The sequence below is a fragment of the Binatus sp. (SeqCode) genome, from assembly GCF_035272065.1.
Taxonomy (GTDB): Bacteria; Desulfobacterota; Binatia; order Binatales; family Binataceae; genus Binatus.
Window position 1 is genome coordinate 20617 of sequence record NZ_DATEQZ010000009.1, and the last position, 15984, is coordinate 36600.

Annotated in this window: 10 protein-coding genes; 7 read left to right on the plus strand and 3 right to left on the minus strand. The window is 60.7% G+C overall.

Features of this window, described 5'->3' with window-relative positions; translation table 11 throughout:
* The first annotated feature begins 34 nt into the window (after positions 1–34).
* The 5 genes from argC (at position 35) to budA (ending at position 9111) form a co-directional block, all read left to right on the plus strand.
* Positions 35–1090, plus strand: coding sequence for an N-acetyl-gamma-glutamyl-phosphate reductase (gene argC, locus VJX68_RS01320; protein ID WP_324093832.1), 1056 nt, complete (start codon positions 35–37; stop codon positions 1088–1090).
* Between the two features lie 569 nt (positions 1091–1659).
* The gene (locus VJX68_RS01325; RefSeq protein WP_324093833.1) at positions 1660–3363 is read left to right on the plus strand and encodes a hypothetical protein; all 1704 of its coding nucleotides are present in this window, start codon (positions 1660–1662) and stop codon (positions 3361–3363) included.
* 281 nt (positions 3364–3644) lie between these two features.
* Positions 3645–6830 (plus strand): efflux RND transporter permease subunit, encoded by a 3186-nt coding sequence (locus VJX68_RS01330; RefSeq protein WP_324093834.1) that lies wholly within the window; start codon positions 3645–3647, stop codon positions 6828–6830.
* A 3-nt stretch (positions 6831–6833) separates the two neighbouring features.
* Positions 6834–7979 (plus strand): efflux RND transporter periplasmic adaptor subunit, encoded by a 1146-nt coding sequence (locus VJX68_RS01335; protein WP_324093835.1) that lies wholly within the window; start codon positions 6834–6836, stop codon positions 7977–7979.
* 379 nt (positions 7980–8358) lie between these two features.
* The gene (gene budA, locus VJX68_RS01340; protein WP_324093836.1) at positions 8359–9111 is read left to right on the plus strand and encodes an acetolactate decarboxylase; all 753 of its coding nucleotides are present in this window, start codon (positions 8359–8361) and stop codon (positions 9109–9111) included.
* Positions 9112–9195: 84 nt separating this feature from the next.
* Here budA and VJX68_RS01345 read toward each other — a convergent pair whose 3' ends face one another.
* Complete coding sequence (locus VJX68_RS01345) at positions 9196–9780, minus strand: LOG family protein (protein ID WP_324093837.1); 585 nt, start codon at positions 9778–9780, stop codon at positions 9196–9198.
* Positions 9781–10617: 837 nt separating this feature from the next.
* Here VJX68_RS01345 and VJX68_RS19245 point away from each other — a divergent pair.
* Positions 10618–10911, plus strand: coding sequence for a hypothetical protein (locus tag VJX68_RS19245; RefSeq protein WP_414643443.1), 294 nt, complete (start codon positions 10618–10620; stop codon positions 10909–10911).
* Positions 10912–10942: 31 nt separating this feature from the next.
* Positions 10943–11914, plus strand: a complete 972-nt coding sequence (locus VJX68_RS01350) for a hypothetical protein (RefSeq protein ID WP_324093838.1) — start codon at positions 10943–10945, stop codon at positions 11912–11914.
* 97 nt (positions 11915–12011) lie between these two features.
* Here VJX68_RS01350 and VJX68_RS01355 read toward each other — a convergent pair whose 3' ends face one another.
* Together VJX68_RS01355 and VJX68_RS01360 are read right to left on the minus strand one after the other, a co-directional pair.
* Positions 12012–13865, minus strand: a complete 1854-nt coding sequence (locus tag VJX68_RS01355; protein WP_324093839.1) for a S8 family serine peptidase — start codon at positions 13863–13865, stop codon at positions 12012–12014.
* 495 nt (positions 13866–14360) lie between these two features.
* Positions 14361–15599 (minus strand): dienelactone hydrolase family protein, encoded by a 1239-nt coding sequence (locus tag VJX68_RS01360; protein WP_324093840.1) that lies wholly within the window; start codon positions 15597–15599, stop codon positions 14361–14363.
* Positions 15600–15984: the final 385 nt, after the last annotated feature.

The following is a 15984-nucleotide window of genomic DNA, read 5'->3' on the forward strand; positions in this document are numbered from 1 at the left end:
GTCGCAACTAGCAAAGGAGCATTAAGTTCCCCAAGTGGCTACGCACGACAAGGTCAAGGTGGCCGTGGTCGGCGCCTCCGGATACTCGGGCATCGAGGCCGTCCGCATCCTCGCCAGCCATCCGTTCGTCGAGCTGAGCGTGCTCACGTCCGAGCACTACGCCGGTCGCGAGGTCGCCGACGTTTACCGTCACATGGCCGGCATCGACTTGCCGCCGTTCGAGGAATTGCGCCCCGACCTCGTCCCGGGCCGCGCCGAGGTCGCGATCACCTGCCTGCCGGAGACGGTCGGCACCGCGCATACCGCTGAGCTGATCAAGGCGGGCGTGAAGGTGGTGGATCTGTCGGCGGACTTTCGCTTCAAGGATGCGGCGCAGTTCCGCGCCACTTACGGCATCGAGCATCCCGCGCCGCAACTGCTCAAGGAAGCGGTTTACGGTCTCAGCGAGTTTCATCGTCACGAACTCCGCGAGGCGCGCCTCGTCGCCAACCCCGGATGCTTCCCGACCGGCGCGCTGCTCGCGCTGCTGCCGCTGATACGGCGCGACCTGATCGAACCGTCGTCGATCATCATCGACGCGAAGTCGGGCACGACCGGCGCGCGCCGCGCCGCGTCGATCGAGCAGCTCTTCGCCGAGGTCAACGAGAATTTCCGCGCCTACAAGGTCGGCAACCATCGCCACGTCCCCGAGATGGAGCAGGAAATCTCCGCCGCACTCGGCCGCGACATCGCGCTGCTGTTCGTACCGCATCTGCTGCCGATCACGCGCGGTCTGCTGAGCTCGATCTTCATGCGCCCGCGCGCCGGCACGACCGAGAGCGACGTTCACGCCGCCTTCGAGGCCAGCTTCGCCAAGTCGCGCTTCGTGCGAATTTTGAAGCCCGGCGAGTTGCCCGAATTGCGCAATGTACGCGCTACGAATTTCTGCGAGTTGGCGTTCATCCTCGATCGCCGCAGCGAGACTCTGCTCGTGATAACGGCGATTGACAACCTGGGCAAAGGCGCGTCGGGCCAAGCCGTCCAGAACATGAACCTGATGCTGGGCTACGACGAAGCCGCCGGCCTACTCGGCGCCGCCCCGGTTCCATAACTCTCGCTGCACTCGCAATCCTTCGCGCGATTGTTTCTTCCCCTCGAGGGAAGGCGTTAGGGGTCAGGATTGCAAGCGGCCACTCGCTTTTTCCCATCATCCGAGGGCGTGACGAACATCAACGCCACAACCGACGGAATCCTTGTCAGAGGTGTATCCGTTCGGACCAACGAACGCAGAACTGACTCCGATCGAATCAAGCTATGTCCTGACTCGACATAACCTTCACCAGATAGGTCAGCGCCCTAACAGTCGTTAGTCGGGTCATTTTTCTGCGATCGTTGTCCGATCGGCGAGAGTCTTCCGCCGATTTCATGGTGATTCCGTGAAACTACGTGCTGCGCGACTCAGCCACTAGCCTGCAGAATAACGGCATCCCTTCTTGCTGAATGACTCCCGCGCATGCGGCGTCAAAGCTGCTTGTAGAAAGAGATTTTCGTGAACTGTGGGAGGGAATCTACATATGTCCAGAGAGCTTGTCTCAACAACGTGCTCGAACCAAACGCTGCGCTTCATTGCGTGCGATTTTTGCAGCCGTTCTGATCTGCGCATTCGCTGGATTGCCGAAGATGTCGTGGGCAACAGATCCGTTGGTGACTGCCGCGGAAAGCGCGCCAGCAGCCGCGACGCTGAGTGTGAGTGTGCTCGCCAAGGCTGCGCCCGACGAGTGTTTCGATCATATCGGCAGTCCTAACAACACCTATCCGGCCACGCCGCCATGCGCTATCGGAGTGCCCAAGGTCAACCAGGCGTACATTTGGGGATTGACAAGTGCTGGTAAGAATCTGTGGTACGGAACGGTCGCCAACACGCTATGCACCGTGATCAGTGGATTTGAAACCGAAGTCGGGATTACCCCGATACCGTTCGAAACGGATTCCTATGTCTGCGAATTCGGCGATAGCAACTTCATCAATAGCGATCCGTCGCTGCCCGGCGAACTGGGCGACTGGCGTCCGCCGCAGATATTCACTTACAACACCTCCACCGGAGTGGTGACTAATCGCACGCCGAATGATCCGCTGATCAACCAGACGCTTGGTCTGCGTTCCGCCGGTTCGATGGGCGATCTCGTGATCGTTGCCGGCCCGGCGCTGGCCCCCTTCGGCGAGACCCCACCGGGTATCAACCTCTTCGCTTTCCAGAATTCGACGGGAGCATACCTGGGCTCGACGACGCTGCCGCAGTTCTCTGACATCCGTCAGTGGACGACACTGCGGGTCACCGCGCCCAACAACCCCCTCTACCTCTACACCGGCGTGCAGAATGCGGACAGCACCGGCAGCATCCTCAAATGGACCGGCACGGTGAAGAATCCGTTCCAGTTCAGCATAGTTGGAAATCTGGATGCCGAACCGGCCAATCTTGCGCCGTTCCGCGGCCATTGGCTGCTCGCAACCACTTGGGGCGGAGTGAACTCGAAGACCGGGAAGTTGACCGGCCTATGGTCGAGTCCGCAGATCGACGCAAATGGCCTCACGCCAAAGAACGCCGCCCAATGGAAAGAGCTCTGGAGCATCGGACAGTACGAAGCGGATCCAGTCACCGCGCAGAGCATTTTCGGCGGCGCGATCAGCTCATACAACGGTTCCATCTACTGGGGAACGATGCAGGTGCCGCTCTCAGGGTTGGCCACCCACTACCTGGCTTACCCACCTATGGGAATTCCCGAGGTCACCGACGTAGTGGCCTCCACAGTCGACACCACGCGGCCAATTGCGATCTTTCAATGCTGCGGATTCAAATTTCCCAAAAAATTCGCCGCGACCCTGCTGTACGGCGACTCGCTGATGGGCGTGTATAGCCCCTATAACGGCTGGCAGACGCGTCCCAACAATATGAACGTCGAGCCCCAATTTGGCCCGGCAGGTTTCGGCAACCCGTTCAATACCTATGATTGGGCGATGGCGGCCTACAATGGCAAGCTCTATGTCGGAACTTTCGATTGGAGTTTCGTCCTGGTCGATCTGGTCGCGCAGCTCGTTCCACCGATGCTCGGCGATCCCGGCGATGTGATATCGATCATCGCGGAACTCTCCCAGGGTTTCGGACAGAACATCACTTATGGAGCCGACCTCTGGAGCTTCTCGGGTAACAGCGCTGCGACTCCTGAAAGTCAGTACGGTGTTGGGAACTATCTGAACTATGGAATCCGCACGATGCTTGCCACGGGCGGTACGCTTTACGTGGGGACTGCCAACCCAATGAACCTGCGGACCGATCCGAACAATCCTCCACTCGGAGGATTCGAACTGCTCGGACTCCATCCGTAACAAATTGGTCGCGCAAGAAAAGGGGCGTTCCACGTTAAGTGGGCGCCCCTTTCACGTGCTGTTCGGCCTGAGACCTCGCTCACTCGCACCCCTGTTCCTAGGTTTGCTCGCATCCTCACCATCCACGCGATCCCACTGACTGTCCGCAATCCTCCGTTCATTGGATCAAACTTGCCTTGCCCGACGCCGTCCAATATTTTGAAATTTGCTCGCTGGCGTAATCGTTGCCCGTTTCCACGACCGCGAATTTAACCAGTTAACCACGGTCTTCGGCACACCTTATGTGGATTGTCCGCCTCGCGCTTCGCCGGCCGCTTTCCGTAGCCGTGATGGCTCTGCTGATGCTCGTCCTCGGCGTGCTGAGCTTCGGCCTCATGAACGTGGACATTTTTCCGTCGATCGATCTGCCCGTCGTCATGGTGGTCTGGAATTACCCGGGCCTCTCCGCCTTCGACGTCGAGCGCCGCATGGTCTTCATCTCGGAGCGCGCGTTTTCAACCACCGTCAACGGCATCGAGCACATCGAATCCGAATCGATCAACGGCATCGGCATCCTCAAGGTATATTTTTACCCCGGCACCGAGATCGGCAGCTCGATCGCTCAAATGAACGCCGTGTCCGAGAGCATTCTCAGCAATCTGCCGCGCGGCATCCAGCCCCCGCAAATAATTTCCTACAACGCCAGCAACGTCCCGGTCGCGCAGCTCAACGTTTACAGCGACGTTCTTTCGACCAACAAGCTCTTCGACTACGGCCTCAACTTCATCCGCATCCAACTCTTCACGATTCCCGGCTTTTCCTCGCCCGCTCCGCTCGGTGGGGTCAGCCGATCGGTGATGGTCAACCTCGACCCCAGTGCGCTCTATGCCAACGGGCTCTCCGCCTTCGACGTCGGCAACGCCCTCGCCGCGACCAATGTCGTCATCCCGTCCGGCACCGCCAAGATGGGCAATTACGAATACAACATCGACTTGAACATGTCGGTGCCCAAGGTCTCCGAGTTCAACAAGCTGCCGATCAAGTACATGAATGGCGCGCCGGTTTTCCTCGGTGACGTGGCGCCCGTCACCGACTCGCATCAGCCCGAAACCAACGTCGTGCGCTTCAACGGACAGCAGGCCACCTACCTGCTCGTGGTCAAGCACGCCGACGCTTCCACGCTGACCGTCGTCGATGCGGTCAAGAAGAAACTGCCCGACATCCGCGCCACTGCGCCCAAGGGCCTGAACGTGATGCTAACGTTCGACCAGTCGCAATTCGTGCGCGCTGCGCTGCGCGACGTCGTGCAGGAGGCCGTCACCGCCGCGCTGCTGGTCGCGATCATGGTGCTGCTGTTCCTGGGCTCGCCGCGCAGCATGCTCATCGTCATCACGTCGATTCCGCTCTCCATCCTCACCGCCATCATCGGCCTCAAGCTCACCGGCCAGACCATCAACACGATGACGCTCGGCGGCATCGCGCTCGCGGTCGGGATGCTGGTCGATGACGCCACGGTCGAGGTCGAAAACATCCACCGCAATCATGCGATGCACAAACCTTTGCTGGTCGCGATTCTCGACGGCGCATCGCAAATCGCCACACCCACCTTCGTCGGCACGCTCGCCATCTGCATCGTCTTTTTTCCGGTCGTGCTGCTGACCGGAGTCGCGCGATTCCTCTTCACGCCGCTTGCGCTCGCTGTCGTCTTCGCGATGCTGACATCGTACCTCCTTTCGCGCACTCTGGTTCCGACCATGGCGCGCTATCTGCTCCCGGACACCCACGAAGAACACCTGGGCACCGGCCTTTGGGCTCGTATCGTCAGCGCCTTCGACCGCCGCTTCGAGCATGTCAAGGAGTCGTATCGCTTCGCGCTGGCCAAGTTCATCGCGCGCCGCACATTCTCGCTCGTCTGCGTCGCCGTCCTTGTCCTGTCCTCGTTGGCGATGCTGCTGGTCGTCGGCGAAGATTTCTTCCCGCGCATCGACGCCGGCATGATGAGCTTGCACTTGCGGATGCCGACCGGGACCCGCGTCGAGCACACCGAGTACATGGTGGACAACATCGAGCGCGCGATTCGCACCGTCGTCCCGGCCGACGAGCTCGAGGGCATCAGCGACAACATCGGACTGCCGATTTCGTACGACCTCGCGTTCTATCACACCGATTCGATCGGCCCGCAGGACGCCGACCTGCTGATCCAGTTGAAGCCGGACCATCAGCCGACCGCCGACTACCAGAATAGAATTCGCAAGCTGCTCGCGCGCCAATTTCCGAACGTCACCGCCTATTTTCAAGCCGCCGATATCGTCAGCCAGGTGCTGAATTTCGGCCTGCCCGCCGCCATCGACGCGCAGATTAACGGCAACAATCTCCAGGCCGACTACGACATCGCGCTGCGCCTGCAGGATCGCATGCGGCAGATTCCCGGCGTCAGCGATCTGCGCATCGCCGAGCCGCAGGACTATCCGACCTTCGGCGTCAACGTCGATCGCGCCAAGGCGCTCGAACTCGGCATCACGCAGCAGCAGGTCGCCTCGAGCATGCTCTCCACGCTCTCCGGCGCCTCGCTCTTGCAGCCGAACTTCTGGCTCGATCCAAAATCCGGCGTCAACTACAACGTGGTCGCGCAAGCGCCGCAGCATCTAATCGACTCGGTCGCGACGCTCTCTAACATTCCACTGAGCACTCCAAACCAGGCCGCCGGCAAGCAGAGCCAGGCTCAACTGCTCGGCAATCTCGGCACCATCACCCACGGATGGGATCCCGCTGTCGTCGCGCACTACACTGTCCAGCGCGTTATCGATGTCGACGCCGCCGTCGAGGGCCGCGATCTCGGCAGCGTCGCCTCCGCGGTGCAGCACGAAATCGACAACCTCGGCCCGCTGCCCGCCGGCACCCGCGTCGTCATCCGCGGCCAGAGCCAGGCGATGCACGATTCCTTCGCTACGCTCGGCGAGGGCCTGATTCTCGCCATCATTCTCGTTTACCTGCTGATGGTCTCCAACTTTCAGTCGTGGCTCGAGCCTTTTATCATCATGATGGCGGTGCCGGGCGCGCTGGCCGGCGTGCTCTGGATGCTCGCGATTACGGGTACGACTATCAACGTCGAATCTCTAATGGGCGCGATCATGGCGGTCGGCGTCGGCGTCGCCAACGGCAACCTGCTGATCACGTTCGCCAACGAGCTGCGCGAGGAAGGTTACAGCCCGCTTGCCGCCGCGATCGAAGCCGGCCGCATCCGCTTCCGTCCGATCATCATGACCGCGCTCGCGATGATTCTCGGGATGCTGCCGATGGCGCTCTCGCTTGGCTCGGGTTCCGAACAGAACGCGCCGCTGGGCCGCGCCGTCATCGGCGGGTTGATTGCCGCGACGTTGATGACGTTGTTCGTGGTGCCCGCGGTCTACTCGATCTTCAGCCGCAGCCTTATCGGCAAACATCATCGCGACCTCGAGATCGAGGCAATCACGCTCCCCGGCGCATAATATATGTCCGAGATGGAAGACGATCCAAAAAATTTCAGCGTGCCCGCGCCGGGTGGAGTTTTCTTCGCCGGATGGATCGTCGCGATCGGCGTCGCTCTGATCGCGACCGCCGGCCTCGTGCTCGCGCGCGAGTTGTGGATCGGCCGCCAGACGTCGGAACTCGAGCAGGAAAATCAGGCCGGCCCGCACGTGCTGGTCACAGACGTTTTACAAACGCCGCCGACGCGCGATCTCAAGCTGCCCGCGACCATTCGCGGCTTCGACGAAACCGACATCTACGCCAAAGTTCCCGGCTACCTGAAGACCATCAAGGTCGACAAGGGTGACCGCATCCACAAGGGCCAACTGCTCGCCATCCTCACCTCGCCCGAACTCGATCAGCAGGTCGCCAATGCGCGCGCTAACTACAATCTCGCTGTCGTCACCGACAAGCGCAACCAGGCCCTCCTGCACGCCCAGGTCATCGCGCCGCAGATGGCCGATGAATCCCACGCCGCGATGCTCCAGGCGAAGGCCACCCTCGCGCAGGACATCGCCAATCAGCAGTACGAAACGATCACCGCGCCCTTCGATGGCATCGTCACCGCGCGCTACATCGATCCCGGCCACCTCGTCCCCGCGAACACCACTCCAGCTACGCCCGGGTCCGGCGCGATCATCAGTATGGCCCGCTCCAAGCCACTGCGCGTGTTCACCTACGTGCCCCAGAACGTCGCGCCATTCATCAAGGACGGTGACGCTGCCACAATCACGGCTATAGGTTATGCCGGACAAAAATTTACCGGCACTATCACGCGCCATCCTGAAGCGCTCGCCGCCGACACGCGCACGATGCTGGTAGAGGTAGACCTACCCAACGAAAATGAAGCCCTATACCCCGGAATGTACGCCACCGCCGAATTCACCGTAGCGATGGGCACAGGATCCCCGATGGTCCCCGACGACGCCTTGGTATTTCGCGATGGCAAGGTCTACGTCCCTGTAATCCGCAATAATCAGCTGCACCTCGCCGAAGTAACCCTGGGCTATGACAACGGCCAGACAGTAGAAGTCCTAAGCGGCATCAACCGGAGCGATAAGGTAGCAGTCAACGTAGGCCAGGCCGCCCGCGACGGCGAAAACGTCCAACCCGTAGAGAACACCAAGTAGCCTGTCACGCAACTGCGATTGCCTTCCCACTAGGGGAAGGGGTTAGGTCCCGACGAATGCGACGCTCCCGCCTTCGGGAGATTTACTGGCGCTCGTCCTTCACTGTTCCGCGGATAACAAAGTTGTATCTCGCTACGTTGACTTCCCACGCCCGCCCGTCATACAACCCGATCAAAGTCAACTTGATGTTTACGCATCGCCCACTAACTGTCGCGCTGGAACTCTTCGCTGCCGGCGCTCTGGTAATCTGGATCGCCACCGGATGCGTGCTGCTCGCAATCAACGGCGCACCACCATAATCGGTTCGCGACGGGAAGGGTTAGGGGGTTAGGGTTTCCCGGCAATACCAACCAGCTCGCGCCTCCGATAAACTCCCACAATGCCCAAACACCTCACGCTGCGTGTACATCTGCCGCCCGCGCTCGCCGGCCAGCTTGGCGCGCGCCGCAAACAGACCGGACAGACCCTCTCCGCCATCATCATTCAGGCCCTCGAGCGCCTGCTGGGAGACGAAGACCAGACCGTATACCAAACCTCGACCGTTAACGCCCTGATGGAAGGTGCGTCCACCGGCGACATGACGATGGGTGAGCTCAAAACTCACGGCGACTTTGGCTTGGGCACCTTCGACGGACTCGACGGCGAGATGATCGAACTCGACGGCAAGGTCTTCCAGGTGCGCGCCGACGGCCACGCGCATCCCGTCGAGGATTCGGCGCGCACGCCATTCGCGACGGTGAGCTTTTTCAAGACGGACGAAAGTGCTCGGCTCGATCGCCCCTCCGATCAGCCCGCGATGCTCGCAGCCGTCGCCGCGATGCTCCCTTCGCAGAACATTTTCCACGCGGTGAGAATCGAGGGGCGTTTCGATTACGTAAAGACTCGCGCCGTCGCCAAACAGGACAAGTCAGTCGGCGTCGAGGACGCCACGCGCGACGAGCCAATCTTCGAGTTCCACGACGTCGAAGGCACCATCGTCGGATTCTTCACGCCCGACTACCTGCGCGGCGTCAACGTCCCCGGCTATCACCTGCATTTCATCACCGCCGACCGCTCGGCCGGCGGCCACATGCTCGGTTGCCGCACTCGGGACGTGACGATCAAAATCCATCACACCCCCGATTCGAACTAGGCACCCCCGGCACCGAAGAATTCCTGAAAGCCGATCTCTCCCACGACCACACCGCCGCCATTGCGAAGATCGAGCGTTAGCAGATCAGAGCGCGGCGAAGTTGCGGTTCTCATGCGGCCACGGCGGCGCATCGGCGATCGCGCCGAGTACTTCCTCGGGCTGCTCGACCAGCGACCACATTTTACGATGACGCTCGTCCATGAAGCGCCGCTCGATGCAGCTCTCCAGGAACGATACGCACGGCGAATAGAAGCCGAGCGTGTTCACCAGCACGATCGGACCGCCGAACAATCCGAGCCGCTTCCACGTGATCGCTTCGAACAGCTCCTCGAGCGTGCCGCATCCGCCCGGCAGCGCGATCACCGCATCGACTTCCTCGATCATCATCCGCTTGCGCTCGTGCAGATCGTTCACGATCAGCAGTTCGCTCAACCCGCGATGACCCCATTCGAGGTCGTACATAAAGCGCGGCAGCACGCCGATCACGCGGCCGCCTTCGGTCAGAGCCGCATCCGCCAGATGCCCCATCGAGCCGACGCTGCCGCCGCCGTAGACCAGCGTCACCTTGTTGCGCGCCAACTCGCGGCCCAGCCGCGCGGCGGAGTCGTGATAGGCGGCGTCGCACTGCCGGCTCGACGCGCAATAAACGCAAACTCGCTTGATAGCCATCGCGCGATCGTATCCGACCAATCCGCGCCCATCCAGACTGCCCGCGCTTTGGCCCTTGGGCCTCGCTATGCTGAGCAATAGCGGAGTTACTATTTGAACGACGGCATCATTCAGGGTTCTGACTATTCCCGCGCCGATACCAAACAGCATCAATTAGCTACAGATAAGTACAATTCCATTACATAGTGAATAGTTTATCTACTAATAGTGTATTACTACTCATTATTGACACGGAAGCGTGAAATGACTAATCAATACTTATCTGTGAGAGGCTAAGTTGGTCTAGGCGGGGTTGGGGTTGGCACAGATGAGGCAATTCTGTCACAACGCTGGTACAACCGCTTCAACCTGCTTCTTTTCGTATTGGCAGTTTTGGCATGCTCAGCCTTCGCTGAACGCCAAGCCTCGGTTGCGACCACTCCAAGCGGCACCGCCTACGTCTCGTCCAGAGCGCCCGACGACCTAAAGGACGCTAAGCCCCGGCATCGTGTCGCCTCCGTCCAGACATACGTAGTCATCGGAAAGCGCCAGTCCCGTCCGGGCCTCGCGCCCGCCTGGTTCGTTCTGATTGCGCTGCCTCACACGCCTGCGGCTCCGCAACCATCATATATTCTGGGCCGCGTCCTGTTTTCTGATTGGACCGCGCGCGCCCCGCCTTCAAGCCCGACTCTCGAAACGCACTGAAGTTTCCCAACAGCTAGCGAGTCCAGCAATCCAACGGGGTGGGCCGCCTGCGGGAATTTCGACAATTCGAATTCCAAGACGGACAACTTCAAAATCAAGGGTGGAACCCCACCTAGTCTCGAAAGCGAGCTCGACATCTTCAAGTTTTGCGACCTGAACGGCGATGGCGTGCTCGATGACGATGAGTTGGCGTTCGGATTAAACGGCTGGACCATAAACGTCACTCAGGGTGTCACCACGGTATGCACCGGAACAACTGGCACCGACGGCCAGGGTCTCAAAGTATGTTCGCCGCTTGACCCCGGAAGTTACGCTGTTTCGGAAGTCCCTCAGACTGGGTACACCCATACCGCCACCTGCTTCGGCGGCGGCTGTGGCGTCTGTGGTGTTTCGGGCACTGCCCAACATGGACTTAGACTGTACTCTGTTTCCGGGCAATCCTGCTGACACTTGCGACCTCTGGGATGGACTGAATTCGGTGCCAATAACCCTGGCAGCCGGGCAAATCTCGGAGGTGGACTTCGGCAACGTCGGGGCCATCAAGGGCCGTAAATTCTCCGACCTAAACGGCAACGGCGTTGACGACAGCGAGCCGGGAGTACAGGGTGTCCAGTTCCTGCTGACGGGGACTGCGCTGGATGGAGTCACACCCATAAGCCTGTGCACCAACACCGACGCCAACGGCAATTACTCGTTCCCGCTGACTCCGGGCGACAAACTGCTCGTGACCGAGGTGCCGCCGCCCAACTCGATCGCGACCACGCCGCTGACCTGTAGCGGCTCGTTTGGCGATCCCGCAACTCCGTCGACCTGCGCCGGTTTCAGCTGCGAGTTCGGCAACGCCTGCCTCGGCGGGAATTGCGCGGCGAAGACGCTTGGATGGTGGAAAAATGCCGGCAATTCCTCGATCACTGGCGCCGATCTGTGTGCTCTCTCAGCGCTAAACCTGAGAGATGCTAAGGGCACCCATGTGGTCTTCATCAGCCCCACAAATTGCGCCGCTTACGGCGGTCCGACTGTTGCGCAGATCACGGCCGGTCGGAAAGCGTTCACCACTTGGCTGGGCAATGCGACGGCGACCAACATGGCCTATATGCTGTCAGCACAGCTCGCCACGATGACGCTCAACACGCGCCATCCGAACGGGACTTGCAGTCTCGTCGGCGTGAGCATCTATGTCGGAACTCCACCGACCACCACGCCGAAGTGTTTGGGTCAGGGCACTATGACGCCATTGGTTAACTCAAACGGATTCATTACCCTTAGCGCTCTGATGAGCGACGCCAACAGTGAGTTGGGTTCGTATGGGCTTACGACTTCGGGCAAGACCGACCGCACTTGCCAGGGGTTCAAGGAAACGGCGCTGGATAACGCCAACAACAGCGAGAGCACCACGGGGGTGATTGACGTGCAATGTCCGGCCGTCAATAATCCGTGCCCCACGGATTGACGGGTATCTGCACGTGGACTGACTGAATGAGCAGAGGGCCGCCGGTTTTCAGCCGGCGGCCCTCTTGATTTGCGCTCATCACGGAACGGTTCAGTTCTTACTTGGTCACGCTTACCGGCGCGCTCGTTCCCACCTTTCCATTGGCGGCAGATGCCGTCGCCGATATCATGTGCGTGCCGTTGGAGGCTTTCTTCGTGTTCCAGTTGAAACTTCCCGAGCACGAGGTTGACGAACACGTTGACGAGCCGAGCGAGTTGCCGTCGACGAACGCCTGCATCTGCGTGAGCGATGAGGAGTCGCTGGCCGACACTTGTATCTTGACCACGCCGGACACCACGCTGCCGTTGTTCGGCGACATGACTGACACGGAGGGCGTGACGGGCGCTGGGGTAGAGGTAGATGTCGGAGTTGCGGTCGCTGTTGGCGTCTGCGTCTGCGTTGCGGTCGGTGTTGGCGTTCGCGTCGGCGTCGCAGTCGGGGTTGGCTTTGAGGTCGGCGTCGCAGTCGGGGTCAGCGTCGGGGTCGCCACCGGATTGCTCACCGTCACACCGACCACTGCCGACGCGCCCTGGTTGCCGGCCGCGTCGTAGGCGATCGCTTCCAGGCTGTGACTGCCGTTGCTCACTTGCGTCGTATCCCATGCAAACGAGAACGGGGTCGAAGTGTCGATACCGAGTGAAGTACCGTCGACGTACAACTGAACCTTCGTGACGCCGACGTTGTCGGATGCGGCCACGTCGATCGTTGTCGTTCCCGATACGGTTGCGCCGGCCGACGGAGAAGTTATCGAAGCGGTCGGCGGCGTCGTGTCCGGAGGTGGACCAGCCGTGCCGGTTGCGGCCAGCACCGCCTTGTAAGCGTTCACGCGGCCCCAGCCGTAGTATTCGTCGTAACCCGGCGTGCCGAGGTCGTCAGCGCTCTGCTCGATGATCGAATTCACCTGCGCGTTCGACAGTCCCAAATTTGCGGACATCACCAGCGCCGCGACGCCTGAAACCACCGGCGCTGCGATCGAGGTGCCGCAGGAGCCGCCATAGCCGCCGTTGTTGTAGGTGGTGTAGATGCCGCATCCAGGGGCTGAAACGCTGATCCAGTTGCCGAAGTCAGAGCTGGACAAGAACGAATCAGTGCTCGTGGTAGCCGATACGGCGAGCACGTTGCTGTATGCGGCGGGATAATTCGGTGTCGACGAACTCGAGTTCCCAGCCGCCGCGACCAGCACTGCGCCCTTGTTCCACGCATAGCTGATCGCGCTCGATTCCCCGCTGCACTCGCTGGTCCCAGAAAAACTCATGTTGATGACGCTGGCGCCGTTATCCGCGGCCCAGATGATTCCATTGTCCACGGCAGAGCAGGTGGTGGTCCCTGTGCTGTTGAAGATCTTCACCGGCAGGATGTCGTTGAGCCACGCGATGCTCGCCACCCCAATCGAGTTATTGCTGGAGGCTGCGGCGACACCCGCGACGCCGGTCCCATGGTTCAAGTCGTCTTCGGTTCCAGTTGAATCGATAAGGTTGGTGCCCGGCAGCAGCTTGGCCGCAAGATCTGCGACTGGTGACACTCCGCTGTCCACAATCGCGATAACCACATTGGGATTACCGATCGTGATGTCCCACGCTTGCGGGGCCTCGATTATCGGCAGATGCCACTCGCCCGGATACCAGTAATCGTTGGGGATCAGCTGCAGTCGGCGCGCAAAATTCTTGCTGACCGACTTGAACTGAGGTTCCCTTGCGAGCGCGCGGCGAACCGAGTCAAGCTTTTGAGCTGGCACACTGACGACGTAAGTATGGACCGCGGGGATCGTTTCGATAATGCTCGCGCCGTGTTTCGAGAACACTCGCGCTGCCCATTTGTCGGACACGCCGCCGCGGGCCTGCACGAGCAGTTGGTCCGCGATAAAGTCGTCGCCGGCCTGCGCCACTCGTGCGCCGGTGGAGTCATGCACCATCGCGGACCGGCGGCAAGACTCCGCGCGCCCGGCGCGATACAAGCGATCGCGATAATTATTCCGAGCAAAGCACGGCGATAGATTCTGCGATCAGCTGGCATGTCGGTCCTCCTCCGCCCCAGGCCCGGAACCAATACGGCACATGCCAGCCCGGATTGGGTCATCCGGTGCCGCAATACTGCATAAATTCACTACAAATTGTTAATACGCAAGACGCGTGCCCGCGAACGCGGCGAAGAGGGGGCGGACCGGCCCAAAACTTGAGCAGCAGCTAATCGCGCGCCGATAAAGCGCTTTTGGTTGGCCCAACGCTGTCAACTGCGATGTAGCGTGCCCCGGCGGCAACCCGCGATGAGCGCTGCGATGTTGCGTATCAGCAACGCCGGCCCACGCGTGCGGGAGCCAAATCGGCGCAAAAACCGACAAACTGAATGATATTGCTACAACGCTTGCACCGCGCCGGCCCGCGCGCTGTGAGCGATGTTCCGGCGCTGTCTAGCTTTTGCCCTCGCTGCTCTTCCACGCCGGCATCATCGCGTTCGACGGAACCGGTTCGCCCCGAGCCTTGCGCGCGCTTTCAATTCCCGCGATCGGCAAGCCTTTAGCGTCGAGCGCGCCGAGCTGCGCGAGCATCGACGCCTGGTCCCAGTAGATATGCTCGTTGTAGAGCTTGTCGCCGTGAAATTCGATCACCACGATCAGCGGCACCTCGACGTATTTCCCGGTCGGCGCGACGCCGGGCGCCATGAAGTCGATTTCGCATGTGTGCGTAAAGCAGAAGATCACTTCGTCGACGACGCGGTCGGCACCAATCGTGCGCGACACCGGCACTACCCTGGTGTCCGCGGGCAAGCGCGGGATGAAATGGTTGTTGTAGAAGCGCCGCAGTTCCTTGAAGCCGTAGCCGCCCGTCAGCGTCGGGACGTGATTGACGTAGGCCTCAGGCGTCATCGTGGCCATCGTCGCGTCGGTATCGCGATACTTGAATTCCTGATCGGAGTGATTGTCCCACAGCGCACTCAGGTCGTAGCGCGGACCGAGCGTGCGCCGAAACAATCCGATTGATCGCGAGCGCGCGAGCTGCGCCGCGAACGGATCGTAAGCCTCGGCGCGCCGATCGTTGTTGAAGGCGTGGCCGGCGTCCGCATAGACGTAAAACTCGGCATCGTCATGCGCGCTGAATGCGGCGCGGATCCTGTCGCGCGTTTCGGGCGGCACCGCGGCGTCCTTTCCGCCGAAGTGGAACAGGATTGGGCATCGCACTGACTTCGCTTCTTCGAGATGGCCGTCCATGCGCGTGCCGTAGTAGCTGACCGCCGCGTCGACGCCGAGCCGAGCCGCGGCCAGGAAGGCGAGGCGTCCGCCGAGGCAATAGCCGACCGCGCCGGCCTTGCCCTTGAACTCGGTCCGCGCCTTCATCGCCGCGAGCGCGTCGCCCATATCGCGCACGCCCTGATCGATATCGAAGCGGCCGCCAAGCTCGCGCGCGGTTTTGACGTCGTCGGGGCTGAAGCCGAGATCGACGCCGGGTTTCAGGCGCCAGAACAGATCTGGCGCGAGCGCGACGTATCCTTCTTCGGCCCAGCGGTCGGCGACCGAGCGGATATGGGCGCTGACGCCGAAAATCTCCTGGAGCACCAAAATCCCCGGACCCGAGCTTGACGCAGGCGTCGCTAGGTAGCCGCTGAACGTTCCGCCGTCGTGCGCCCTGATCGTGATGTTCTTGCCGCTCATCTGAAGAACTCCTTTGTCGATTCCATATATCACTGGGTCGGGTCGAGCGGCACCATCCGTCTGTATGAATCAGGGCACATAGAGGCGGGGTTAGGCTGGGGAACGATCGCGCTGAGCGGGGCCATCGCGACGCCGACTTTTCACCGGGGAGTCTGACTCAACCAGATTGGCCGCGTCGGGCGAAACTCAGCCGAAGATCGATTTGAAACGAAGTGCAGCGGTGCAACGTTTTTTGACAGCAATGCTACAAATGGGAGGATGATCAAGACACCGAGATCCGATCTGTGAAGGTGAAGATCGGCGAAAAATCCCTTGACCAAAGGAAAAAATTCACCTTATCGGGTCATGCAGTTCTTTTTCGACACTACGCGCCACAATGGTCCAA

Bases quoted from the DNA above. Each gene is read 5' to 3' on its own strand.
- VJX68_RS01325 (WP_324093833.1), top strand. From the start codon at position 1,660: ATGTCGTGGGCAACAGATCCGTTGGTGACTGCCGCGGAAAGCGCGCCA.
- VJX68_RS01330 (WP_324093834.1), top strand. From the start codon at position 3,645: ATGTGGATTGTCCGCCTCGCGCTTCGCCGGCCGCTTTCCGTAGCCGTG.
- VJX68_RS01335 (WP_324093835.1), top strand. From the start codon at position 6,834: ATGTCCGAGATGGAAGACGATCCAAAAAATTTCAGCGTGCCCGCGCCG.
- budA (WP_324093836.1), top strand. From the start codon at position 8,359: ATGCCCAAACACCTCACGCTGCGTGTACATCTGCCGCCCGCGCTCGCC.
- VJX68_RS01345 (WP_324093837.1), bottom strand. From the start codon at position 9,780: ATGGCTATCAAGCGAGTTTGCGTTTATTGCGCGTCGAGCCGGCAGTGC.
- VJX68_RS01355 (WP_324093839.1), bottom strand. From the start codon at position 13,865: ATGGTGCATGACTCCACCGGCGCACGAGTGGCGCAGGCCGGCGACGAC.
- VJX68_RS01360 (WP_324093840.1), bottom strand. From the start codon at position 15,599: ATGAGCGGCAAGAACATCACGATCAGGGCGCACGACGGCGGAACGTTC.